Source organism: Bradyrhizobium liaoningense (assembly GCF_018130785.1).
Classification (GTDB): Bacteria; Pseudomonadota; Alphaproteobacteria; order Rhizobiales; family Xanthobacteraceae; genus Bradyrhizobium; species Bradyrhizobium liaoningense_A.
Genome location: NZ_JAFCJT010000001.1, coordinates 644287 through 666635, shown reverse-complemented (window position 1 = coordinate 666635; position 22349 = coordinate 644287). Strand labels below are relative to the sequence as shown.

General features: G+C 65.4%; 20 protein-coding genes. 17 read left to right on the top strand and 3 right to left on the bottom strand.

What is annotated here, in order from left to right; translation table 11 throughout:
• The first annotated feature begins 9 nt into the window (after window positions 1-9).
• From JQ627_RS02960 to JQ627_RS02945, 4 genes are all read left to right on the top strand, one after another.
• Window positions 10-1305: an aspartate aminotransferase family protein gene (locus JQ627_RS02960; protein WP_212482645.1), complete on the top strand. Its 1296-nt coding sequence runs from the start codon at window positions 10-12 to the stop codon at window positions 1303-1305.
• Complete coding sequence (locus JQ627_RS02955; RefSeq protein WP_212482644.1) at window positions 1302-2984, top strand: long-chain-fatty-acid--CoA ligase; 1683 nt, start codon at window positions 1302-1304, stop codon at window positions 2982-2984. The genes JQ627_RS02960 and JQ627_RS02955 overlap by 4 nt, the downstream gene beginning before the upstream one ends.
• Before the next feature lie 106 nt (window positions 2985-3090).
• Entirely contained in the window at window positions 3091-4023 is a 933-nt protein-coding gene (locus JQ627_RS02950; protein ID WP_212482643.1) for an N-carbamoyl-D-amino-acid hydrolase, read from the top strand.
• A 5-nt stretch (window positions 4024-4028) separates the two neighbouring features.
• Window positions 4029-4697: a flavin reductase family protein gene (locus JQ627_RS02945; protein ID WP_212482642.1), complete on the top strand. Its 669-nt coding sequence runs from the start codon at window positions 4029-4031 to the stop codon at window positions 4695-4697.
• Here the strand turns inward: JQ627_RS02945 and JQ627_RS02940 are convergent.
• The gene (locus JQ627_RS02940; protein WP_212482641.1) at window positions 4694-5356 is read right to left on the bottom strand and encodes an aspartate/glutamate racemase family protein; all 663 of its coding nucleotides are present in this window, start codon (window positions 5354-5356) and stop codon (window positions 4694-4696) included. The two genes, JQ627_RS02945 and JQ627_RS02940, sit on opposite strands and share 4 nt — an antisense overlap.
• A 56-nt stretch (window positions 5357-5412) precedes the next feature.
• On the opposite strand from JQ627_RS02940, the gene hydA reads away from it, so the two are divergent.
• The 13 genes from hydA (at window position 5413) to JQ627_RS02875 (ending at window position 21002) form a co-directional block, all read left to right on the top strand.
• Complete coding sequence (gene hydA / locus JQ627_RS02935) at window positions 5413-6882, top strand: dihydropyrimidinase (RefSeq protein WP_212482640.1); 1470 nt, start codon at window positions 5413-5415, stop codon at window positions 6880-6882.
• A 16-nt stretch (window positions 6883-6898) separates the two neighbouring features.
• Window positions 6899-7873 carry an NAD(P)-dependent oxidoreductase gene (locus JQ627_RS02930; RefSeq protein WP_212482639.1) on the top strand — a complete coding sequence of 325 codons (975 nt, stop codon included), beginning with the start codon at window positions 6899-6901 and terminating at the stop codon, window positions 7871-7873.
• Window position 7874: 1 nt separating this feature from the next.
• Entirely contained in the window at window positions 7875-8624 is a 750-nt protein-coding gene (locus JQ627_RS02925; protein WP_212482638.1) for an SDR family oxidoreductase, read from the top strand.
• Window positions 8621-10057, top strand: coding sequence for an NAD(P)-binding domain-containing protein (locus JQ627_RS02920; RefSeq protein ID WP_212482637.1), 1437 nt, complete (start codon window positions 8621-8623; stop codon window positions 10055-10057). The genes JQ627_RS02925 and JQ627_RS02920 overlap by 4 nt, the downstream gene beginning before the upstream one ends.
• A 109-nt stretch (window positions 10058-10166) precedes the next feature.
• Window positions 10167-11786, top strand: a complete 1620-nt coding sequence (locus JQ627_RS02915) for an ABC transporter substrate-binding protein (protein ID WP_212482636.1) — start codon at window positions 10167-10169, stop codon at window positions 11784-11786.
• Between the two features lie 28 nt (window positions 11787-11814).
• Window positions 11815-12849: an ABC transporter permease gene (locus JQ627_RS02910; protein WP_212482635.1), complete on the top strand. Its 1035-nt coding sequence runs from the start codon at window positions 11815-11817 to the stop codon at window positions 12847-12849.
• On the top strand, window positions 12846-13694 hold the full coding sequence (locus tag JQ627_RS02905; protein ID WP_212482634.1) for an ABC transporter permease: 849 nt from the start codon (window positions 12846-12848) through the stop codon (window positions 13692-13694). Before JQ627_RS02910 ends, JQ627_RS02905 begins: the two co-directional genes overlap by 4 nt.
• Window positions 13691-15361, top strand: a complete 1671-nt coding sequence (nikE, locus tag JQ627_RS02900; protein ID WP_212482633.1) for an ABC transporter ATP-binding protein — start codon at window positions 13691-13693, stop codon at window positions 15359-15361. Before JQ627_RS02905 ends, nikE begins: the two co-directional genes overlap by 4 nt.
• A 141-nt stretch (window positions 15362-15502) precedes the next feature.
• Window positions 15503-17107, top strand: coding sequence for an ABC transporter substrate-binding protein (locus JQ627_RS02895; protein ID WP_212482632.1), 1605 nt, complete (start codon window positions 15503-15505; stop codon window positions 17105-17107).
• A 17-nt stretch (window positions 17108-17124) separates the two neighbouring features.
• Window positions 17125-18066: an ABC transporter permease gene (locus JQ627_RS02890; RefSeq protein WP_212482631.1), complete on the top strand. Its 942-nt coding sequence runs from the start codon at window positions 17125-17127 to the stop codon at window positions 18064-18066.
• On the top strand, window positions 18063-18986 hold the full coding sequence (locus tag JQ627_RS02885; RefSeq protein WP_212482630.1) for an ABC transporter permease: 924 nt from the start codon (window positions 18063-18065) through the stop codon (window positions 18984-18986). The genes JQ627_RS02890 and JQ627_RS02885 overlap by 4 nt, the downstream gene beginning before the upstream one ends.
• 19 nt (window positions 18987-19005) lie before the next feature.
• Window positions 19006-19995 carry an ABC transporter ATP-binding protein gene (locus JQ627_RS02880; protein WP_212482629.1) on the top strand — a complete coding sequence of 330 codons (990 nt, stop codon included), beginning with the start codon at window positions 19006-19008 and terminating at the stop codon, window positions 19993-19995.
• Window positions 19992-21002 carry an ABC transporter ATP-binding protein gene (locus JQ627_RS02875; RefSeq protein WP_212482628.1) on the top strand — a complete coding sequence of 337 codons (1011 nt, stop codon included), beginning with the start codon at window positions 19992-19994 and terminating at the stop codon, window positions 21000-21002. The genes JQ627_RS02880 and JQ627_RS02875 overlap by 4 nt, the downstream gene beginning before the upstream one ends.
• On the opposite strand, the gene JQ627_RS02870 is transcribed toward JQ627_RS02875, so the two are convergent.
• Entirely contained in the window at window positions 20974-21261 is a 288-nt protein-coding gene (locus JQ627_RS02870; protein WP_212482627.1) for a YciI family protein, read from the bottom strand. The two genes, JQ627_RS02875 and JQ627_RS02870, sit on opposite strands and share 29 nt — an antisense overlap.
• Before the next feature lie 76 nt (window positions 21262-21337).
• Complete coding sequence (locus JQ627_RS02865; protein ID WP_212482626.1) at window positions 21338-22312, bottom strand: sugar ABC transporter substrate-binding protein; 975 nt, start codon at window positions 22310-22312, stop codon at window positions 21338-21340.
• Window positions 22313-22349 lie beyond the last annotated feature (37 nt).

Genomic DNA, 22349 nt, shown 5'->3' with positions numbered 1-22349 from the left:
GGGATTGCGATGAGCAGATTGTTGCGAACCGGGCTGAACGCGGGCGAGAGCGCGCCGATGGCCGTGGTCGGCGGCGAGGGCGTCTATTTTCACCTGTCGGACGGGCGTCGCCTGATCGACGGCAGCAACACCGGTGGCGGTCTCGGACATCGTCATCCCGCAATGGTGGAAGCCATCCGCCGCGCGGCCGATACACCGGTCGTGAACGAAGGCTGGACCTGGGTCGGCCGCGAGCAAGCCGCCGAGGATCTGATGGCCACCGCGTTCAAGGGCGAGGAGGATTGGGTCGGCGCGGTGCGCTTCTGCATCAGCGGCAGCGAGGCCAACGACATGGCGCTGTCGCTCTGTCAGGCACTGACGCAGCGCCCGGCTCTGGCGACGCGCGAGCGCGCCTATCACGGTATCACCGGCCTGTCGCGCAGCATGACGGTGCAGCCGCAATGGCACGGCGGCCTCGCCGTGCACGCAGGCGGCTCGAAGCTGCCGGCGCCGATGGCACCGGTGCGGATTCTGCCTGCCCCGGACGGCGCAATCTATGGCGCGCCGGCCAACAACACCCCGCCCAGCGAATATCTGGCCGATGCCACGCGCCTGCTGTCGGACACCGCGGCAACGATCATCGACTACACTCAGGGCGGCATCTATTACGATGGCGCCTATCAGGACGAGGTGGCGCGGTGCGCGCGGCAGGCCGGCTCGTACTGGATCGCGGACGAGGTCGTGACGGGGGCGGGCCGCGCGGGACGCTGGTTCGCGTTTCAGGGCGCCCAGAGCCGCCCCGACATCGTGACGCTCGGAAAGTCGCTCGGCGGCGGTGCGGCCGCGGTTGCCGCGGTCGTTGTTTCGAAAAACATCGTCGAGCGGCTCAAAGGCTCGAGCTGGCAGAATTACGGCACGCTGCGCGGCCATCCCATCAGCATGGCTGCCGTCAGCGCTTACCTCAAGGTCGTCTCCGAAGAGAAGGTCCTGGAGCACGTGAAGAGCCTCGAAAAGCTGTTCATCCGCCGTCTGCTCGCGATCGCGCAAAAACATCCGAGTGTGCAGCGCGTGGCGGGGCAGGGGCTGCACTGGACGGTGGAGCTGCACGGTCCGGACTGGCGCACCTGGCACGCCGACACCACGGAGGTCCCGATCGCCTCGCGCGTGGCAGAGCGCGCGCTGGAGGCGGGAGCCGTAATCGGCACCAGCGGCGAGCAGACCTCGCTGTTCCTGGCGCCGCCGCTGGTCATCTCCGAGCATGAGGCCGAATTGCTTTTGGATGCGCTCGATCACGGCCTCGATATCGCAGACCAGGAGCGCGGGTGAACGCAGACCACGCAGCGCCCTACCGCTCGCCGGCCTGGCCGGCGGATGAGCCCTGGCATCTCGCGATGCCCGAGGGGACGCTCTACGACGCGCTTGTTCGGGCCGCGCTGGATCGTCCCTCGCATCCGGCGACGGTGTTTTATGGTGCGAGCCTGAGCTATGCCGAGCTGCGCGAGCGGGTCGATGCCCTGGCCGGCTTCCTGCAAAGCGCTTGCGGCGTGAAGCGCGGCGACCGTGTCATGATCGCGCTGCAGAACTCGCCGCAATACGTTATCGCCTACTACGCGGTGATGCGGGCCGACGGGGTGATCGTGCCCGTCAACCCCATGAACAAGACTGCGGAGATCGCGTATCTCGCCGAGGACAGCGGGGCCAAGGTCGCAATCATTGGCAGCGAGCTCAGCGATGTCTTTGCTCCGCTGGCGGACGAGGCCATCGCGCACGCGATCGTCGCGCAATATCGCGACGAGGTTCCGGCCGCTACGCCCTATACGCTGCCGTCATGCGTCACCGAGGCGCCGTCGGAGGTGCCGTCGTCGCCAGGTTGGCATTCCTGGTCGTCCGCAATCGCACAGGGTTTGCAGCCCGGTGCGATGAGTGCGGGCCCGGACGATCTGATGATCCTGCCCTACACCTCGGGGACGACAGGAAAACCCAAGGCGTGCATGCATACGCATCGCAGCGCGCTGTTCACCGCCGTTCTGCAAGCGCGCTGGTATGGAATGGGCGCAGACGACGTGATGACCGGATTCATGCCGCTGTTCCACGTCGCGGGCATGCAAGGCTCGATGAATGCGGCGATGGTGGCGGGCGCGACGCTGCTGCTGATGGCGCGCTGGGACAGGGATTTGCTGCCGGACCTGTTCGAGACCTATGGCGTGTCGTTCTGGAACGCGGCGCCGACCATGATCGTGGACGTGCTCGCCAGCGCCCGGTTCCGCGACCGCTGTTTTGCCAAGCTGAAAGTGCTAACCGGCGGCGGCGCGGCGATGCCGACTGCGGTCGCCGAGCGGCTGAAGAGCCGCTTCGGCCTCGATTTCGTCGAGGGCTATGGCATGACCGAGACGATGTCGCCCACGCACCTCAACCCGATGGCGGCGCCGAAGCGCCAGTGCCTCGGCATTGCCGTGCACGAGACCGATGCGAGGGTCGTCGATCCCGAAAGCCTGATCGAGCTCGACGACAATGTCGTCGGCGAGATCGTCGTGCATGGACCGCAGGTGCTGCAAGGCTATTGGAACAGGCCTGAAGCCAACGCGGAATCCTTCATCGAACTCTCGGGAAAACGGTTCCTCCGCACCGGCGATCTCGGCTATCGCGACGCCGAAGGCTACTTCTTTGCTGTCGACCGCCTGAAGCGGATGATCAATGTCAGCGGCTTCAAGGTGTGGCCGGCCGAGGTCGAGGCGGCGATGTACCAGAACCGCGCCATCCGCGAGTGCTGCATCGTCTCGGCACCGGACAATTATCGCGGTGAGACCGTAAAGGCCCTGGTCGTGCTGGATGAAGCCGCGCGCGCCATCACGTCGGCAGACGACATCGTCGGCTGGGCGCGCGGCGCGATGGCCAGCTACAAGGCGCCGCGCGCCGTCGTCTTCGTCGATGAGCTGCCGCGCACCGCCAGCAACAAGATCAACTGGCGGCTTTTGCAGGATGCCGAATGGGGGCGAACGGCATGAAATCTGCTTGGCTGGAAAACCGGCGCAAGACCGCGTTATGCTGCGTGCGTCGATACCCCCTTGAAGCTGCAATCCCCAGCCTCGCCAAAAGATCAGGAACTCGCTGATGCGTATCGTCAATGTTGCCGCCGCCCAGATGGGCCCGATCCAGAAAGCCGACAGCCGCGAGGCCGTGGTCAAGCGCATGATCGCGCTGATGGACGAGGCCAAAGCCAAGGGCGCCGACCTGATCGTCTATCCGGAACTGGCGCTGACGACGTTTTTTCCGCGCTGGTATTCGGAGGACCGGGCGGAGGCGGACATCTGGTTCGAACGTGAGATGCCGAACGCGGCGACGAAGCCTCTGTTCGAGCGTGCGGCGCAGCATCAGATGGCGATGAATTTCGGCTATGCGGAGCTGACGCCCGACGGCCATCACTTCAACACCGCCATCCTCACCGACAAGTCCGGCAAGATCGTCGGCAAATATCGCAAGGTCCATCTGCCGGGCCATGTCGACTACGATACCAAGCGTTCGCACCAGCACCTGGAGAAGCGCTATTTCGAGCCCGGCGATCTCGGCTTCAACGTCTGGCGCGAGCTGGGCGGCATCATCGGCATGGCGATCTGCAACGACCGCCGCTGGCCCGAGACCTATCGCGTGATGGGCCTGCAAGGCGTCGAGATGGTGCTGATCGGCTACAATACGCCGTCGGTCAACGCGGAAAATAGTGAGGAGGGCGTCGAGAAGCGGCTGTTCCACAATCGCCTCTCGGTGCAGGCCGGCGCCTATCAGAACGCGACCTGGGTCGTCGCGGTGGCCAAGGCCGGCAGCGAGGACGGCCATCCGCTGTTCGGCGGCAGCCTGATCGTCGATCCCAACGGCGAGATCGTCGCCGAGGCCAAGACGGAAGACGACGAGGTTCTGGTCCACGCTTGCGACCTCGACGCCACCACCTTCGGCAAGACCACGATCTTCAACTTTGCAGCGCACCGCCGCGTCGAGCACTACGGCCTGATCACCAGCCAGACCGGCGCAGTGCCGCCGCCGGAGAAGTGACGCCGATGGCGGACAAGGGCACATCCGGCATATCTCTGCGCGAGCTCGATCCGCGCGATCGCTACAAGCTGCTCTGCGGCGTGATCGTGCCGCGGCCGATCGCGCTGGTGACGACGCTGGACGAGAACGGGGCGGTCAATGCCGCGCCGTTCAGCTTCTTCAACGTGTTCTCCGAAAGCCCCGCGCTGATCGTGCTCGGGCTCCAGCACAAGCCGGATCACAGCCCGAAGGACACCACCCGGAACATCCATCGCGACGGCGAGTTCGTCGTGCACATGGTAGACGAGGCGCTGTCGAGCGCGATGAACGACTGTGCGGTCGATTTTCCCTCTGGTGACAGCGAGGCCGCTGCGACCGGGCTTGCGACGATTCCTTCCGTCGATGTGAAGGTGCCGCGCCTCGCGTCTGCGCCGTTCGCGCTGGAATGTCGCCGCCACGTCGTGCTGACCTTCTCGCCGGATCGCGAGCTGCTGGTCGGCGAAGTGTTGCGGGTTCATGCCCGCGACGGCCTCGTCGACGAGGCGAACATGTATGTGGACCTCGACGCCTACCGGCCGATCGGCCGCATGTTCGGCAATCTCTACACGACGCAACGGGATACGTTTGCGCTGTCGCGCGAGAGCCATGCGCAGTGGCTCGCGCGGCAGGACGCCAAAGAGCTGAAGGACGCCTAGTGAGCCGAGAACTGCACCGTACCCAGCGCCATGGTGACGGCCGCCTGTGTCGGGTCGATCACGGGAATACGAAGCGCGTCTTCCAGCGGGCGGCGGTGGCGCGCCATGCCGGCGCAGCCCATCACGATGGCGCGGGCGCCGTCCTCGTCGCGCAGCGCGCGGCCGACCTCGATCATTTTGGCGAGCGTGCCTTCGCCCGAAGCCGTTTCTGCGACACTCATGTTGAGCGGCCGCTCGCCGGCGAGGCGGTCGGTCAGGCCCATCTGCCTGAGATAGCGCATGTGCCGCGGGATCGAGCGCTGGGCAATGGCGATGACGCCGAAGGTTTCGGCGCGCGCCAGAGCCGTCAGCACACCGCACTCGGCGATGCCGAACACGGGCCGATCGGTGCCTTCGCGGCAAACCTGAAGCCCGGGATCGCTGTAGCAGGCGATGACGAAGGCGGCAAAACTGTTGTCGCCTTCGACCAGCTTTCGGAGCGGCATCGCGACGCCATCGACGTCGGCCTGGCTTTCAATGCCGAATGGACCCTCGGCCAGCGACTGGCAGACCAGTTCGGGGCCGCCCTCAAAACCGAGCGGCTTGAGAGCTTCCTCAAGCCCTTGCGTGACCGCAGGGTTGGAGTTCGGATTGATGACGAGAATGCGCGGCCGGGACATGCTGGTCTTCCTGCAAAAGGGCGATCACTTGGCTCAGGCATATCATGGAGTGCCTCATGACTGAACCCACTTACGACCTGATCATCCGCGGCGGACGCGTCGCCACCACGACCGATGTGTTCGAGGCCGATGTCGCCATCTCCGGCGAGACCATCGCGGCCATCGGCCGCGGGCTTCCCGCGGCGAAGCGCGAGATCGACGCGCGCGGCAAGCTGGTGCTGCCGGGCGGCGTCGACAGCCACGCCCATATCGAGCAGCTGTCCGCAGCGGGCATCATGAATGCCGACACCTTCGAGAGCGCGACTGTCTCTGCCGCGTTCGGCGGCACCACCACGGTGATCCCGTTCGCCGCCCAGCATGTCGGCATGAAGCTGCCGCAAGTCGTCGAGGATTATCACACGCTCGCCAAGAAGGGCGCCGTGATCGACTACGCCTTCCACATGATCATTGCGGACGCGACCAAAGAGACGGTCGAGGAGCACATTCCGGCGCTGGTGAAGCAGGGGCATGCATCGATCAAGATCTTCATGACCTACGATCGGCTCAAGGTCGATGACGAGCCCTTGCTTGACATCCTCCTTGCCGCGCGCCAGTCCGGCGCGATGCTGTGCGCCCATGCCGAAAATCACGGCATCATCGCCTGGATGGTGAAGCGGCTGCTCGCGCGCGGCTACACGATGCCGAAATACCACGCCGTCAGCCACGCCCGCGTGTCGGAAGCCGAAGCCTTTACGCGACTGATCGGCATGGCGGCGCTGATCGACCAGCCGATCATGATCTTCCATGTCTCGACCGCCGAAGGCGCCAAGGTGATCCGCGGCTCGCGCGGGCAGGGGTTGAAGGTTTTTGCGGAGACCTGTCCGCAATATCTGTTCCTCACCGCGAACGATCTCGACAAGCCCGGTTCCGAGGGCGCCAAGTGGATGTGCAGTCCGCCGCCGCGCACGCATGCCGACCAGGAAGCGCTGTGGCAGGCGCTGTCGCTCGGCGATCTCCAGACCATTTCGTCGGATCATGCGCCCTATCGCTACGACGAGACCGGCAAGCTGCGCGCCGGCCCCAATCCGAATTTCAAGCAGGTCGCGAACGGCCTGCCGGGACTGGAACTGCGGCTGCCGCTGCTGTTCGACGCGATGGTGTCGAAGGGCCGCCTCGGCCTCGAAAAATTCGTCGAGCTGACATCTACCGCGCCGGCCAAGATCTACAATCTGCATCCGCGCAAGGGGTCGATCGCGGTCGGCGCCGATGCCGATATCGCGATCTGGGATCCCAATCGCGAGACCGTGATCGCCGACGAGATGATGCACGACCTCGCGGGCTACACGCCGTTCGCAGGCCGCAAGCTGAAGGGCTGGCCAGTGTCGGTGCTGTCGCGCGGCCGGGTGATCGTCGACGGCGACAAATGCCTTGCGAGCGCCGGCAGCGGCAAATTCCTGGCGCGCAGCGGCGGCGAGGCGGCCAAGCCGACCGGACGACTCGTGGCGGATATGGATCCTGAGCGAAACTTTGGAGCAAAGCTGCTGTGACGGCGGATCGCGCGCGATGAAGATCGTCGTCTTCGGCGGCACCGGCTTTGTCGGCCTCAATCTCGCCGAGGCGCTGCTCGCGCGCGGCCATGACGTCACGCTGCATGATCGTGCGCCGCTGCCGCCGGCTGCGCAGCGATCCCTGGCCGATTATGGCGAGCGGCTCAAGGTTGTTCAGGGCGACATCACCGACGCGGATGGCATCGACGCTCTCATTGCCGGGGGCTGCGATGCGATCGTGCTCGGCGCGGCGGTTACGGCTGGCGAAGAGCTCGAGCGGGTATCGACTGCGCGCGTTCTCGAAATCAACGTGATGGCGCAGATCCCCATTCTGCTTGCGGCGATCCGCCATGGTGTTCGCCGGGTAGTCAATCTGTCGTCGGCATCGGCTTACGGCGCATCGGGCGCGCGGTTCGAGGTCCTGGACGAGGAAACGCCCTGCGATCCCGTCTCGTTCTATGCGATCAGCAAGTTCACCTCGGAGCGATCGGTGGCACGGCACGCCGAGCTCTTTGGCGGTGATTTCCTGAGCGTGCGCTTAAGTGCCGTGTTCGGTCCGTGGGAGCGGCCCGGCTCGGTGCGCGATACGCCGAGCCTCCAGTTCCAGATCCTTGCTGCATTCGCCCGCGGCGAACCGGCCCTTCTCCCTGCACCTGGCATCAAGGATTGGACCTACGCGCCGGACGCCGCCGAAGCCGTAGCGGTGTTGATCGAGACCGAGCGGCCGCGCCGCCGACTCTATAACATTTCCAGCGGTGTGGCCTGGTCGGCGCTGCAATGGGGCGAGGCGTTTGCGGCCCTGCATCCTGGGCTGCAGTGTCGGCTCGCGTCTCCCGGAGAGAAGACCTTCATCAAGCTCCACGGCGGGGATCGTGCGCCGATGTCGGTCAAGCGGATGGCCGACGAATTCGGTTGGCGAGCGCGGTTCGGCTGCGTGGAGTCGGCCGCCGCGATGAGCGCCTGGTGGATGCAGCACAAGGAGGGGATCTGACATGCGGCTGCAGGGGCGCACGGCCGTCATCACCGGAGCGGGCTCGGGCATCGGCCGCGCGAGCGCCAAGCTGTTCGCGGAGGAGGGCGCGCGCCTCGCTCTGGTTGATCGCGACGCGGAGGGGCTTCAGGAAACGCTGAGCTTGGTCGGCGAGGCAACGACGCATGTCGGCGACGTCGGTGATGCCGGCTTCGCCGAAGCCGTTGTTACCGATGTCGTCGCGCGGCACGGCCGGCTCGACATCCTGATGACCGCGGCAGGCTTCTCCGTCGGCGGCACCGTGCTGACGACGAGCGTGGAGGACTGGGACGCGGTGTTCCGCGCCAATGTCGGCGGCACCTGGCTGTGGGCGCGGGCGGCGGTGCCGCAGATGCAGCGGCAGAAGAACGGCTCGATCATCACGCTGGCATCGCAGCTGGCGATGGCCGGCGGCAAGGGCAACAGCGCATACATCGCCGCCAAGGGCGCGATCGTCAGCCTGACGCGGACGATGGCGGTGGATTTCGCCACCGACGGCATTCGCGTCAATGCGATTGCGCCGGGCGCGATCGACACACCGATGCTTCGCCGCAGCTTTGCCCGTCACGCCAATTCGGACGAGGTGCGCGAGGCCTCCCGCAACCGCCACGCCATGAAGCGGTTCGGGCAGGCCGAGGAGATCGCGCAGACCGCGCTGCATCTCGCAAGTGACGCGTCGTCCTTCACAACGGGCACCGTGATGGTGGTCGACGGAGGCTGGCTCGCGGCATGAGTGAGGCGCTGACAGAGCTTGAAGCCGGCATACGCGCCGATCTTGCGATGATCGCGCATCCCGGCGCGGCATGGCTCGAACCGAAGACGGGACCGGACGGCAAGCTCGCGCTCGACGTGCTGATCGTCGGCGCCGGCCAATCCGGCACTGCTATCGGCTTCGGCCTGATGCGCTCTCGCGTCAGCAACATCCTTCTGCTCGACAAGGCGGAGGAGGGAGAGGAGGGCCCTTGGCTCACCTATGCCCGCATGCCGACGCTGCGTAGCCCCAAGGATTACACCGGTCCCGACCTCGACATTCCGAGCCTGACCTACCAGTCCTGGCATGAAGCCCGCTTCGGCAGGGAGAGCTGGCAGGCGCTGAACCTGATCCTGCGGGAGCATTGGGCGGAGTATCTGCTGTGGGTACGGCGCACGATCGGCTTGCCCGTGCGCAATGGCAGCGAGCTTCTCGAGATTGCGCCTGCGGCCGACGGCCTGCTGGCCGCGCGCGTGAAGCGTGCCGATGCCATCGAGACGCTCTATGCCCGCAAGATCGTGCTGGCGACGGGGCAGGAGGGCATGGGCGACTGGATGATCCCGGAGCCGCTGCGCGATCTGCCGGCAAGCTCGGTCGCAACCGTCGCCGACGACATCGACTTCGAGAAGCTCCGCGGCAAGCGCGTGGCCGTGATCGGCGCCGGCGCGTCGGCCTTCGACAATGCGGCGACCGCGCTGGAGGCGGGCGCGGCGGAAGTGCATCTACTCTGTCGCCGCGCGCAGATCCAGGTGATCCAGCCCTATCGCTGGCTGACCTTCCGCGGCTTCCTGCGCCATCTCAGCGATCTCGATGATGCCTGGCGCTGGCGCTTCATGCGCAAGATCCTCGAGATGCGCGAGGGCTTTCCGCAGCCGACCTATGACCGCTGCGCGCGTCACGCCAATTTCACACTGCACGAGGGCGCGCCGGTCGAGGGCACCAGGCAGACCGATGGCGGCGTCGAATTGCACACGCCACGCGGCACGATCACGGCGGATTTCGTGATTTGCGGCACCGGCATCGACATGAACTTTGCCGGCCGCGGCGAGCTGCGCCGCTTTGCCGGCAATATCGCGACCTGGGCCGATCGCTACCAGCCGCCTGCGAGCGAACGCAACGCGCGGCTCGGCCGCTTTCCCTATCTCGACGACGATTACGCCTTCACCGAGCGCGTGCCGGGCGAGACGCCGTGGATCTCCGACATCCATCTGTTCGCCATCGGCTCCACCATGAGCTTTGGTCCGTCGGGATCGTCGATCAACGCGATGACGACGGCCGTTCCCAAGCTGGTCGACGGCCTGACGCGCGGCCTGTTTCGCGCCGATGTTGAACGTCACTGGGCTTCGCTCAGCGCCTATGACGTGCCGCAGGCCGTGGTTACGCGGCCCGCGCGAACAATGGAGGAGCAGCGATGATCATCCATGCGCCGCCGCGACGATGCGCCTCTGCGAGATTGGCGCGCAACTTGCTTCTTTCTTGACCTGCCTCTGCCGGCATTTCCAGTCGAAATCTTGGGGAAAACGAATGCGTTTTGTGTCTTTCAGGCCCGGGTGCTGCGTCCTCGCCACCACTGCGCTGTTGCTCATCGCCGCCGCGCCTTCGCAGGCACAAACCAGGGCGGAAACGTTGCGCTATGTCACCGGCTCGGCCGTCAACACGCTCGATCCCAACATCCCCGGATCGACCCGCGAATCCTTCGCGCTAAGCATGAGCACATACGACCGGCTGGTGGCGTTCGGCCGCAAGCAGCTCAACGGAAAATGGGTGTTCGATCTCGACACGATCACCGGCGAGCTCGCCGAGTCCTATGACGTCAGCCCCGATGGCTTGAAGCTGACCTTCCGCCTGCGCAAGGACGCAAAATTCCAGGACGGCTCGCCTGTCACGGCCGAAGACGTCAAATGGTCGCTCGATCGCTGCGTCACCGCGCCGATCCTCGGCAAGGCGCAGCTCCTGACGGGATCATTGACGTCGGCTGACCAGTTCAAGGTGATCGATCCGCTCACGATCGAGGTGACGCTGCCGAAGCCCGACAAGCTCGCGCTGCCGAACCTTGCTACCGTCTACCCGATGATCATCAACTCGAAAGTGGCGAAAGAGCACGCGACGGCGGATGATCCCTGGGCCACCGCATGGCTGAAGGAGCACACCGCCGGCAGCGGCGCCTATGTGGTCGAGACCTTCAAGCCGGGCGAGCAGGTCATCCTCAAGCGCGACGAGACCTGGAATCGCGGCTCGGCCAACAAGCCTGCGTTCTTCAAGCGCGTGATCGTGCAGTCCGTGCCGGAACCCGCGACCCGCGCCAACCTCGTCGAGCGTGGCGACGCCGACCTCGTCGTCGATCTCCAGGCCAGCGACGTGCAGTCGCTCGAGGCCAAGGGCAAGCTCAAGGTGGTCTCGACCCCGCAATACAATGCGATCACCTATGTCTCGATGAACAACCAGATGCCGCCGTTCGACAACGTCAATGTCCGCCGCGCCATCGCTTACGCGCTTCCCTATGACGACATGTTCAAGGCCGCCCTGTTCGGCCGCGGCGCGCCGCTGTTCGGTGCGAGCTGGCCGGACGGCAAGCCGCTGAACGGCATCTATCCGTTCCAGCAGCCGGTGAAGCTCGATCTCGACAAGGCCCGCGAATATCTCAAGGCCGCCGGTCTTCCTGAAGGCTTCTCGACCACCTTCAGCTTCAACGTCGGCCAGTCCTCGACCGCGGAGCCGATGGCCGCGCTGGTGAAGGAGTCGCTCGGCAAGATCGGGATCAAGGTCGACATCCAGAAGCTGCCGGACGCGCAGATGTCGACGCAGATCAACGAGAAGAAGCTTCCCTTCTACACCGAAGGCATCGTAGCCTGGCTGCCGTCGACCGATTACTTCTACCGCAACTTCTACACCGGTAATCAGCGCTGGAACTACAGCTCGATCAACAACCCGGACCTCGCTACGATCGCGCAGGAAGCCCGCTTCGAGCCGGATAAGGCCAAGTATGAGGAAGCCGGCCGCAAGCTCAATGCGATGCATGCCGATCTGATGCCGCAGATCATGCTGTGGCAGCCCAACCAGGATGCCGTGATGGCGGCGTCGATCGAGGGCTACACCTACGAGTTCCACCGCCAGGTCGACTATCGCGACGTCAGCCGCAAGTGATAGCCGCAAGCAAGAGGAGCTCTGAAGGGTGACGACCGGTCTTGGTGCGACATTGGTACGAGCGGGCAGGCGGCTGTTGTCGTCGCTGCCGGCGCTGTTCGGCGTACTGGTCTTCACCTTCCTCCTGATGCGTGTCCTTCCAGGCGACCCCGCGGTGTTCTTCGCCTCGGGGCCCAATGCCGGCAAGGAGGAGATCGAACAGATCCGCAAGCAGATGGGGCTCGACAAATCGGTGCCGGAGCAACTCGTGTTCTATCTCTCCGACATCGGCCACGGCAATCTCGGCCGCTCCATGATGACGGGGCAGCCGGTGCTGAAGGATCTGCGCGAGCGGCTGCCGGCCTCGCTCGAACTGACTTTCACAGCGCTCCTGATTGCGCTCATCGCGGCGGTGCCGCTCGGCGTCGTCGCGGCGCTGCGGCCGGGGTCGGTGGTCGATCACGGCGTGCGGCTGTTCTGCGCGCTCGGTGTCTGCGTGCCGACTTTCGTCTCGGGCCTGCTACTCATCTACGTCTTCTACTATCTGCTCGGGCTCGCGCCTGATCCGACCGGGCGGATCGACGTCTTCACCTCGCTGCCGCCGCAGCGCACCGGCTTCCTGTCGATCGATTTCCTGCTCGCCGGCGATGTCGAGGGCTGGTGGGCGGCCTGCAAGCAGCTGATCCTGCCGGCGGTGAGCATGGCCCTGTTCGTGATCGCGCCGCTGGCGCGGATCACGCGCGCCTCGATGCTGGTTTCGCTCGGCAGCGACTTTGTGCGCACCGCGCGTTCCGTTGGTTTGTCCTGCCGCAAGGTGGTCGTGACCTATGCCTTGAGGAATGCGATCCTCCCCGTCATCACTATCGCGGGCATCGTGTTCTCGACCATGCTGGGCGCCAATGTCCTCGTGGAGAAGGTATTCTCCTGGCCGGGCGTTGCCTCCTACGCGCTCGATGCGCTGCTGTCCTCCGACTACGCGCCGGTGCAGGGCTTCGTGCTGCTGATGGCCAGCCTGTTCGTGCTGGTCAATCTGGTGGTCGACATCTGCTACGGCATCGCCGATCCCAGGGTGTCGATCGAATGACCAGCACAACCCTTCGCCATTCGGTCTGGATCCTGCGCGGCAATCCGCTCACCGCCGTTGCCGCGGCCGGCGTCATGCTGTTCGTCCTTCTCGCGATCTTCGGGCCGTGGATCGTGCCTTATGATCCCGTGGTCTCCAATGTCTCGGAGGCATTGCTGCCGCCGAGCGCGGCGCATATCGCCGGCACGGACCAGCTTGGGCGCGATGTGTTCAGCCGTCTCGTCATCGCGGCGCGGCTCGATCTTGCCATTGCCGTCTCCGCGGTCGGCATCTCCTTCGTGATCGGCGCCGTCGTCGGCGCGTTTTGCGGCTATGCCGGCGGCAGGCTCGATCGGGCCGTCGGCCGCTTCGTCGACGTCATGATGGCCTTTCCGCTGTTCGTGCTGGCGATGGCGATGGTCGCTGCGCTGGGCAACCGGATCGAGAACATCGTGATCGCAACCGCAATCATCAATCTACCATTCTACATCCGCTTCGCGCGCGCCGAGGTGAACGTCCGCCGCAATGTCGGCTGGGTGGAGGCCGCTCGCGCCTGCGGCGAGAGCCATTTTTCGGTGGTGCTGCGCTTCCTGCTGCCAAATATCCTGCCGGCGATGGCGGTGCAAATCTCGCTCAATCTCGGCTGGGCCATTCTCAATGCGGCCGGCCTGTCCTTCATCGGCCTCGGCGTCAAGCCGCCGACGCCGGAATGGGGCATCATGGTGGCGGAAGGCGCGCGCTTTATCTCGACCGGGCGGTGGTGGCTGGTGGCGTTTCCGGGTCTTGCGCTGATGATGGCCGTGCTGTGCTTCAATCTCCTCGGTGACGGGATGCGGGACATTCTCGATCCGCGGATGCGCACATGAGCGAGCAGCTGCTAGGGATCAACGACCTCCACGTCGCGTTCTCGACGCGGCGTGGCATGGTCGAGGCCGTGCGCGGCGTGACGCTCTCGGTCGGGAAGGGCGAGATGCTCGGTCTCGTTGGCGAGAGCGGCTCGGGCAAGTCGGTCACCGGCTTCGCGACGACGCGGCTGCTCGATGCGGCTGGGCGCGTCACCGGCGGAAAGATCCTGTTCCGCGGGCAGGACGTCACAAAACTCAGGGGCGATGACCTCCGCCATCTCCAGGGCGCCGCGATGTCGATGATCTTCCAGAATCCGCGGGCGGCGCTCAACCCGATCCGCGCGATCGGCTTGCAGATCGCAGATGCGATCCTCACGCATAAGAAGATATCGAAGGACGCCGCGCGCGCCGAGGCGCTCGACCTGCTGCGCGCGGTGCAGATCCGCGACCCCGAGGCGCGGATGAACGCCTATCCGCACGAGCTCTCCGGCGGCATGTGCCAGCGCGTCATGATCGCGATCGCGATCTCCTGCAATCCGGCGCTGCTGATCGCCGACGAGCCGACCACCGGTCTCGACGTCACCACCCAGAAGGTGGTGATGGATCTGTTGGCAGACATTGCCGCCGCGCGCGGCATGGCGACGATCCTGATCACGCATGATCTCGGACTCGCAGCACGCTATTGCCGCCGCATCGCGGTGATGGAGCGCGGCCGCATCGTCGAGGAGGCGAGCCCGAAAACGCTCTTCACCGCGCCGCAGCACGCCTATACCCGCCGCCTGGTGGCGGCGTCGCCGACCGCGACGTCGCGGATCGAGGATCTCGTGACCGAGCAGGAGCGGGAGCGTTACGCGACTGTCGTCAGCAAGCCCAGGCAGGACCCCGCGCACGGGACGCCGCCGCTGCTGGAGGTGCGCAAACTGGCAAAACGTTTCGACCAGGGGTCTGCGGCAGTTGCCGACTTCTCGATGACGATGGCCGGCGGCGAGAGTGTCGGTCTGGTCGGCGAGTCCGGCTCCGGCAAGAGCACGACCTCGCGGATGATCTGCCGCCTGATCGACCCGAGCGAAGGCGACATCGTGTTCGACGGGCAGTCGATCGGCCATGTCGCGTCGCGCGATTTTCATCGCTCGCCGCTGCGCAAAGACATCCAGATGGTCTTCCAGGACCCGAACGAGAGCCTCAACCCGCGCTTCACGGCGTTCGACTGCATCGCCCATCCCCTGATGCGGCTCGACGGCATGCGCGCGGGCGATGCGCTGCGCAAGCGGGTGGAAGAGTGTGCGGAGCGGGTGGGCTTGCCGCTCGATCTGTTGCCGCGTTTTCCGCACCAGCTCTCCGGCGGCCAGAAGGCCCGCGTCGGCATCGCCCGCGCCATCGCCTGCCGGCCGCGGCTGCTGGTGCTGGACGAGCCGACTGCTGCGCTCGACGTCTCGGTGCAGGCGGTGGTGCTGCAATTGCTCGACCGTTTGCGCCGCGAGAACGACATCGCGCTGCTGTTCGTCAGCCACGATCTCAACGTGGTGCGCATGCTGTGCGACCGCACCATCGTGCTGCGCAACGGTGGCATCGTGGAACAGGGCGAGAGCCGGGCGCTGTTCGACAATCCGAAGACGGACTATACGCGGAAGTTGGTCGAGGCGATCCCGCATATCGAGACCGGGCCGGCACTGGCCGCCGCTCTTTGAGGCCTGGGCGAGCCAAAATGGCGGTGAGATCCCGCTGGCGAAGGTGCAGCTAGTGGCATACCATTTGCACGCCAATGGGCTCTGGTTTCACCTGCCCTTGGCCAAAGATGGCCGGCATCACGGCATTACTGGGAGGACTTCATGGATCGCAGGACCGTATTGAAGGGACTGGCTGGCGCGGGCGGTTTGGCATTGTCGGGCGGCCTCTCGGCCCCGGCGATCGCGCAAGGCGCATCGGCCCGCACACTGCGCTTCGTGCCGCAGGCCAATCTCGCCAATTTCGATCCGATCTGGGGCACCCAATATGTCGTGCGCAACGCAGCCGCGCTGGTCTGGGATACGCTCTACGGCATCGACGCGCAGCTTCAGCCGCAGCGCCAGATGGTCGAGTCCGAGGAGACCTCGGACGACGGCAAGACCTGGACATTCAAGCTGCGCCCCGGCCTCAAATTCCACGACGGCGAGCCGGTGCTGAGCAAGGACGTCGTCGCCAGCCTGTCGCGCTGGGCGGCGCGCGATCCGATGGGCCTGATGATCCTTGCGATCCAGCAGGAATTGACCGCTGTCGACGACCGCACCTTCAAATGGGTCTTGAAGCAGCCCTTTCCGAAAATGCTCTACGCGCTCGCCAAGAACAACGCGCCGTGCTCCTTCATCATGCCGGAGCGCATCGCGAAGACCGATCCGTTCAAGCAGATCACCGAATATGTCGGCTCGGGACCGATGAAGTTCGCCAAGAGCGAATGGGTGCCCGGCGCCAAGTCGGTGTTCGAGAAGTTCACCGACTACGTGCCGCGGCAGGAGAAGGCCTCGTGGCTCGCCGGCGGCAAGCAGATCCTGGTCGATCGCGTCGAGTGGCTGGTGATGCCGGATCCCGCCACTGCGGCCGCGGCCTTGCAGAACGGTGAGGTCGACTGGTGGGAGAACCCGATCGCTGATCTTGTGCCCGTGTTGAAGAAGAACAAGAACATCAGCGTGGATATCGGCGATCCCCTCGGCAATATCGGCTCGTTCCGCATGAACCATATGTTCGCGCCGTTCAACGACGTGCGGGCGCGGCGTGCGGTGCTGATGGCGCTGAGCCAGGAAGACTACATGCGCGCGATCGTCGGCGACGACACCGCGCTGTGGAAGTCGCTGCCCGGCTTCTTCACGCCTGACACGCCCCTCTATAGCGAATTGGGCGGTGAGATCCTCAAGGGCAAGCGCGATTTCGACGCCGCCAAGAAGCTGCTCGCCGAGAGCGGCTATTCCGGCCAACCGGTGACCTGCCTCGTGGCGCAGGACCAGCCGATCACCAAGGCGCAAGGAGACGTCACCGCCGATCTTCTGAAGAAGCTCGGCATGAATGTCGACTTCGTCGCCACCGACTGGGGCACGGTCGGGTCTCGCCGCGCGGCGAAGACGCCGCCGGGACAGGGCGGCTGGAACATGTTCCACAGCTGGCATGCCGGCGCCGACTGCATCACGCCGGCCGCCTACACCGCCATCCGAGCCAATGGCGACAAGGCCTGGTTCGGCTGGCCCAACAGCCCGAACACCGAGAAGGAGATCGTGGCCTGGTTCGACGCCAAGAGTCTCGAGGAGGAGAAGGCGGCGATCGGGCAGGTCAACAAGGCGGCGCTCGAGGATGTCGTCTACGCGCCGACCGGATTCTTCCTGACCTACACGGCCTGGCGCAAGAACGTCTCCGGCATCACGAAAGGGCCGCTGCCGTTCTTCTGGGGCGTGACGAAGTCCGCATGATCGTGCGTTGAGGCCAGATGCTCTCCTACATCCTCCGTCGCATCGTCGCGACCTTGCCGGTGATGGCAATCGTCGCGCTGTTCGTGTTCAGCCTGCTCTACATCGCGCCGGGGGATCCCGCCGTGGTGATCGCGGGCGATCAGGCAAGCCCGGAGGATGTGGAGCGCATTCGCCAGAGCCTCGGCCTCGATCGTCCGTTCCTGGTCCAGTTCGGAAGCTGGGTCTGGCGCATCCTGCACGGCGATCTCGGCACCTCGATCTTCACCAACCTGCCGGTCTCGACGATGATCGGGCAGCGTTTGGGGCCGACGCTGTCGCTGATGATCATCACGCTGCTGCTCACGATCGTGGTCGCAGTGCCGCTCGGCGTCGTAGCCGCGTGGAAAGCGGGCAGCCTGATCGACCGGGCCATCATGGCCTTCGCGGTGTTCGGCTTCTCGCTGCCGGTGTTCGTCGTCGGCTATGTGCTCGCCTACGTCTTCGCGCTGGAGCTCGAATGGCTGCCCGTGCAGGGCTACACGCCGCTCACCCAGGGCTTCTGGCCGTGGCTGGAGAATCTGATCCTGCCGGCGATCGCGCTCGGCTGCGTCTACATCGCGCTGGTCGCGCGCATCACGCGCGCGACCATGCTCGAAGTGCTGCAGCAGGACTATATCCGCACCGCGCGCGCGAAAGGTCTCGGGCAGGGCGGCATCCTGTTCATCCACGCGCTCAAGAACGCGGCGGTGCCGATCGTGACCGTGATCGGGATCGGCATCGCGCTGCTGATCGGTGGCGCGGTCGTCACCGAAAGCGTGTTCGCAATCCCAGGCCTCGGCCGGCTCACGATCGACGCGATCCTGCGCCGCGACTATCCCGTCATCCAGGGCATCGTGCTGCTGTTCAGCTTCGTCTACGTCCTCGTCAATCTGATGATCGACGTCACCTATACGCTCGTTGACCCGAGGATCCGCTATTGACCGATACGACCGTCAATCCGCAATCGCTCCCGGCCGACTTCGTTCTCGCGCCGCAACTGCCTGAAATCCTGCGGCCGGTCACGATCCGGCGCGGCTTCATCGGCCTTTTGCGCGGCCACCCCACCGTCGCGATCGGCGGTGCGCTGCTGCTGATGCTCGTTCTGATCGCGATCTTCGCGCCGTATCTCGGGACGGTCGATCCGACAGCACTCGCGCCTGCCAAACGCACGCGGGCGCCGTCGGCGGATTTCTGGTTCGGCACCGACGTCCTCGGTCGCGATATCTATTCGCGTGTGCTCTTTGGCGCACGGGTCTCGCTCACGGTCGGCCTGTCGGTTGCGATCCTCGCGTCCGCGGCGGGCCTCGCCATCGGCATCGTCTCCGGCTTCATCCGGTGGGCCGACGGCATCTTGATGCGGATCATGGACGGCCTGATGTCGATCCCGCCGATCTTGCTCGCGATCGCGCTGATGGCGCTGACGCGCGGCAGCGTCGGCAACGTCATCCTGGCCATCACCGTCGCCGAGATCCCGCGGGTTTCCCGTCTTGTCCGTAGTGTGGTGCTGTCGCTGCGCGAGCAACCCTATGTGGACGCCGCGGTCGCCTGCGGCACGCGCACGCCGATGATCATCCTGCGGCACATCCTGCCCAACACGCTCGCGCCGATGCTGGTCCAGGCGACTTACATTTGCGCCAGCGCCATGATCACGGAGGCGATCCTGTCCTTCATCGGCGCCGGCACGCCACCCACCATTCCGTCCTGGGGCAACATCATGGCTGAGGGCCGCGCGCTGTGGCAGGTCAAGCCCTACATCGTGTTCTTTCCGGCGGCGTTCCTCTCCGTCACCGTGCTCGCCGTGAACCTGCTCGGCGACGGCCTTCGCGATGCGCTCGATCCGCGCATGGCCAAGAGCCTCTGATGTCGAGGGGCTGATCGCGATGGCTTTGCTCGAAGTCCAGAACCTCCAGACCCACTTTCGCACGCCCGGCGGCATCAACCGCGCGGTCGACGGCGTGTCCTTTCATGTCAACGAAGGCGAGACGCTCGCCATCGTCGGCGAGTCCGGCTGCGGCAAATCGGTGACCTCGATGTCGCTGATGCGGCTGATCCCGGAGCCACCGGGCAGGATCGCGGGCGCGATCCGCTTCGCGGGCAAGGACCTGTTGCAACTGCCCGATCGCGAGATGCGCGCCATCCGCGGCAACGACATCTCGATGATCTTTCAGGAGCCGATGACGAGCCTCAACCCGGTTCTGACGGTCGGCCGCCAGATCCGCGAGACGCTGATGATACACCAGGGCCTCGACAAGGCTGCGGCCGAGGCGCATGCGATCGAGATGCTGACGCTGGTCGGCATTCCCGAGCCGAAGCGGCGCGTGCGCGAATATCCGCATCAGCTTTCCGGCGGCATGCGACAGCGCGTGATGATCGCGATCGCGCTGGCCTGCAATCCAAAGCTCCTGATCGCGGACGAGCCGACCACCGCGCTCGACGTGACCATCCAGGCACAGATCCTGAAGCTGATGCTCGATCTCAAGCGCCGGGTCGGTGCGGCGATCATCCTGATCACCCACGATCTCGGCGTCGTCGCCGAGATCGCCGAACGTGTCATGGTGATGTATGCCGGCCGCAAGGTCGAGGAGGCGCCGGTGGCCGAGCTGTTCCGCTCGCCGCGTCATCCCTATACGCAGGGCCTGCTCGGCGCGGTGCCGAGGCTCGGCTCGTCGCTGACAGGCACGGCGAGACGGCTGGCCGAAATCCCCGGGCAGGTGCCTGATCTGCGCAAGCCGATCACCGGCTGCGTCTTCGCCGGCCGCTGCGCGCTCGCGACCGATCTGTGTCGCCAGTACGCGCCTGGGCTCGAGGAGAAGGGCCCGCGCCACATCGCCGCCTGCCACTACGCCGCCAAGGGAGCGGTTGCGGCATGAGTCCTCCGCTGCTCCAGGTCAATGATCTCAAGAAGCATTTTCCGGTCAAGACCGGCCTGTTCGGTCGCAAGGCTGAATATGTCTATGCCGTTGACGGCGTGTCGTTCGAGATCGCGAAGGGCGAGACATTGTCGCTGGTCGGCGAGTCCGGCTGCGGCAAGTCGACGGTCGGCCGCGCAATTCTGCGGCTGTTCGACATCACCGCTGGCCAGGTGATCCTCGACGGCCAGCGCATCGACGACGCACATCCGAGCACGATGCGCCAGATGCGCCGCCGCGTGCAGGTGGTGTTCCAGGACCCGTTCTCGAGCCTCAATCCGCGCATGCGCGTGCGCGACATCCTGGCCGAACCGATCCGCAATTTCGGCCTCGCTAAATCAGCAGCCGATCTCGAAACGCGCGTCACGGCGCTGATGGATACTGTGCGGCTGCCGCGCGAGGCGCTCAACCGCCGGCCGCACGAATTCTCCGGTGGCCAGCGCCAGCGCATCGGCATCGCGCGGGCGCTCGCGGCCGAGCCCGAGTTGATCGTCTGCGACGAAGCTGTCTCGGCGCTCGACGTCTCGGTCAAGGCGCAGATCGTCAATCTCTTGCAGGATCTCCAGCGCGAGTTCGGCCTTGCGCTGCTGTTCATCAGCCATGATCTCGCCATCGTCGAGCACATGACCCACCGCGTCGCGGTGATGTATCTCGGCAAGATTGTCGAGGTTGCCCCGCGCCGCGAGATCTTTGCAGCGCCAAAGCATCCCTACACCAGGGCGCTGCTTTCGGCGGTGCCGCTGCCCGAGCCCGGCGCCCAGCGAAATCCGATCATCCTCAAGGGAGACGTGCCGAGCCCGATCAACCCGCCGAAGGGATGTCGCTTCCACACCCGCTGCCCGCTCGTCTTCGACCGCTGCCGCTCCGAGGAACCGACGCTGCGCGCGATTGGACCGGAGCAATGGGTGGCCTGTCACCTCGAAGACGGTGCGCAGGGCCTCAACCCTGGCGGCGCAGGAAGCCTGTGATCGTCACCTTCTCCCAGATACCGGCGGCCGCAAACGGGTCGGCGCGGTTGAAGGCTTCGACTTCGCTACGTCCGGGCGCCTCGATCAGGAAAAGGCTGCCGATCATGCTCTCGCCATCGTCGGAGACGAGCGGCCCCGACATCACGATCTTGACGCCGAAGCGCGATGTGTCGCTCAGGAAGGCCTTGTGGGCGTCGTAATTGGCGAGCCGGGTCGGCAGCGCGCCAGCGCGGTCGAGGGCGTGAATGGCGAACAGCATGATGTCTCCGTTTACGTGTCGGTTTTCTTGGGACGGCCGCGAGGGCGGCCGTCCGGATTTGTCATAATCGACCCGCCTATTTGGCGCCGAGCTTGCCGGCTTCCTCGAAGGTCGGGCAAGTCCGCTGTTCCAGCGGCACGTCGAACGGCTGGTAATTGTCCTTGGTGATGACGGTCGGCTTCAGCACGATCTCGGCGATGACGGGCTGGTTACGCAGGCTGCGGATCGCCATCATGGTGCCCAGGCACCCTTGCGCAAATCCGTTGTAGTCGCCGCTCGCAAGCAGCTTGCCGGACTTGATCGCGTCGATCGCCTCCTTGGTACCGTTGATGCCGATCACCTGGGCTTTCCGGTTCGCACCGTCGAGCGCCTCGATCGCGCCGACCGCCATGGCGTCGTTGGCGGCGAGCACGCCGTCGATCTGCGCGTTCGACTGCATCAGGTTTTCCATGACCTGGAGCGCCTGGAGCCGCTGGTAGTTGCCGGGCTGCGAGGCCAGCAGCTTGGCGCCCGGGCTCTCCTTCAGCGCGTCGTTGAAGCCGCGGACGCGGTCGACATTGGTCAGCGAGCCCTTGACGCCCTCGATGATGACAATGTTGCCCTTGCCGCCGAGGGTCTTGAGCAGGAAGCGCGCGGTCTCGAGCCCGAGGCTGTAATCATCGGCGCCGACGAAGGAGAGGAACTTGCCGCCGGCTGAGCGGTCGGTGATGTTGATGACCGGGATCTTGGCTTCGTTGATCTTCTCGACGCCCGGCACCATCGCCTTGTAGTCGACCGGCGTGAAGACGATCGCGCTCGGCTTCTTCACCACGACGTCCTCGATCTGGCTGAGCTGCTCGGGGATCGAGTCAGGCTTGGTCGGGATGTACTGAAGCGTCTTCGCGTTCAGCGACTTTGCCATGTTGTCGGCACCGACCCGTACCGTCTGGAAGAACGGATTCGTCTGGTTCTTGGTGAAGACGGCGATGGTCTCGCCGTCGGCACGCGCCCCGGTGGTGAACGCGGCCGCCATCAGCAGCGGCAGCGCCAAATAGCCCAGTGTCTGTTTCATGTAGCCTCCATCCCTCATTTTGCTTGTTGGATTTCCA

Coding starts and splice junctions, on each gene's coding strand:
- JQ627_RS02960 (WP_212482645.1), top strand. CDS start 10: ATGAGCAGATTGTTGCGAACCGGGCTGAACGCGGGCGAGAGCGCGCCG.
- JQ627_RS02865 (WP_212482626.1), bottom strand. CDS start 22,312: ATGAAACAGACACTGGGCTATTTGGCGCTGCCGCTGCTGATGGCGGCC.
- JQ627_RS02895 (WP_212482632.1), top strand. CDS start 15,503: ATGGATCGCAGGACCGTATTGAAGGGACTGGCTGGCGCGGGCGGTTTG.
- hydA (WP_212482640.1), top strand. CDS start 5,413: ATGACTGAACCCACTTACGACCTGATCATCCGCGGCGGACGCGTCGCC.
- JQ627_RS02940 (WP_212482641.1), bottom strand. CDS start 5,356: ATGTCCCGGCCGCGCATTCTCGTCATCAATCCGAACTCCAACCCTGCG.
- JQ627_RS02870 (WP_212482627.1), bottom strand. CDS start 21,261: ATGCTGTTCGCCATTCACGCCCTCGACCGCGCTGGCGCGCTGCCGACC.
- JQ627_RS02875 (WP_212482628.1), top strand. CDS start 19,992: ATGAGTCCTCCGCTGCTCCAGGTCAATGATCTCAAGAAGCATTTTCCG.
- JQ627_RS02905 (WP_212482634.1), top strand. CDS start 12,846: ATGACCAGCACAACCCTTCGCCATTCGGTCTGGATCCTGCGCGGCAAT.
- JQ627_RS02925 (WP_212482638.1), top strand. CDS start 7,875: ATGCGGCTGCAGGGGCGCACGGCCGTCATCACCGGAGCGGGCTCGGGC.
- JQ627_RS02880 (WP_212482629.1), top strand. CDS start 19,006: ATGGCTTTGCTCGAAGTCCAGAACCTCCAGACCCACTTTCGCACGCCC.
- JQ627_RS02950 (WP_212482643.1), top strand. CDS start 3,091: ATGCGTATCGTCAATGTTGCCGCCGCCCAGATGGGCCCGATCCAGAAA.
- nikE (WP_212482633.1), top strand. CDS start 13,691: ATGAGCGAGCAGCTGCTAGGGATCAACGACCTCCACGTCGCGTTCTCG.
- JQ627_RS02915 (WP_212482636.1), top strand. CDS start 10,167: ATGCGTTTTGTGTCTTTCAGGCCCGGGTGCTGCGTCCTCGCCACCACT.
- JQ627_RS02930 (WP_212482639.1), top strand. CDS start 6,899: ATGAAGATCGTCGTCTTCGGCGGCACCGGCTTTGTCGGCCTCAATCTC.
- JQ627_RS02890 (WP_212482631.1), top strand. CDS start 17,125: ATGCTCTCCTACATCCTCCGTCGCATCGTCGCGACCTTGCCGGTGATG.
- JQ627_RS02920 (WP_212482637.1), top strand. CDS start 8,621: ATGAGTGAGGCGCTGACAGAGCTTGAAGCCGGCATACGCGCCGATCTT.
- JQ627_RS02945 (WP_212482642.1), top strand. CDS start 4,029: ATGGCGGACAAGGGCACATCCGGCATATCTCTGCGCGAGCTCGATCCG.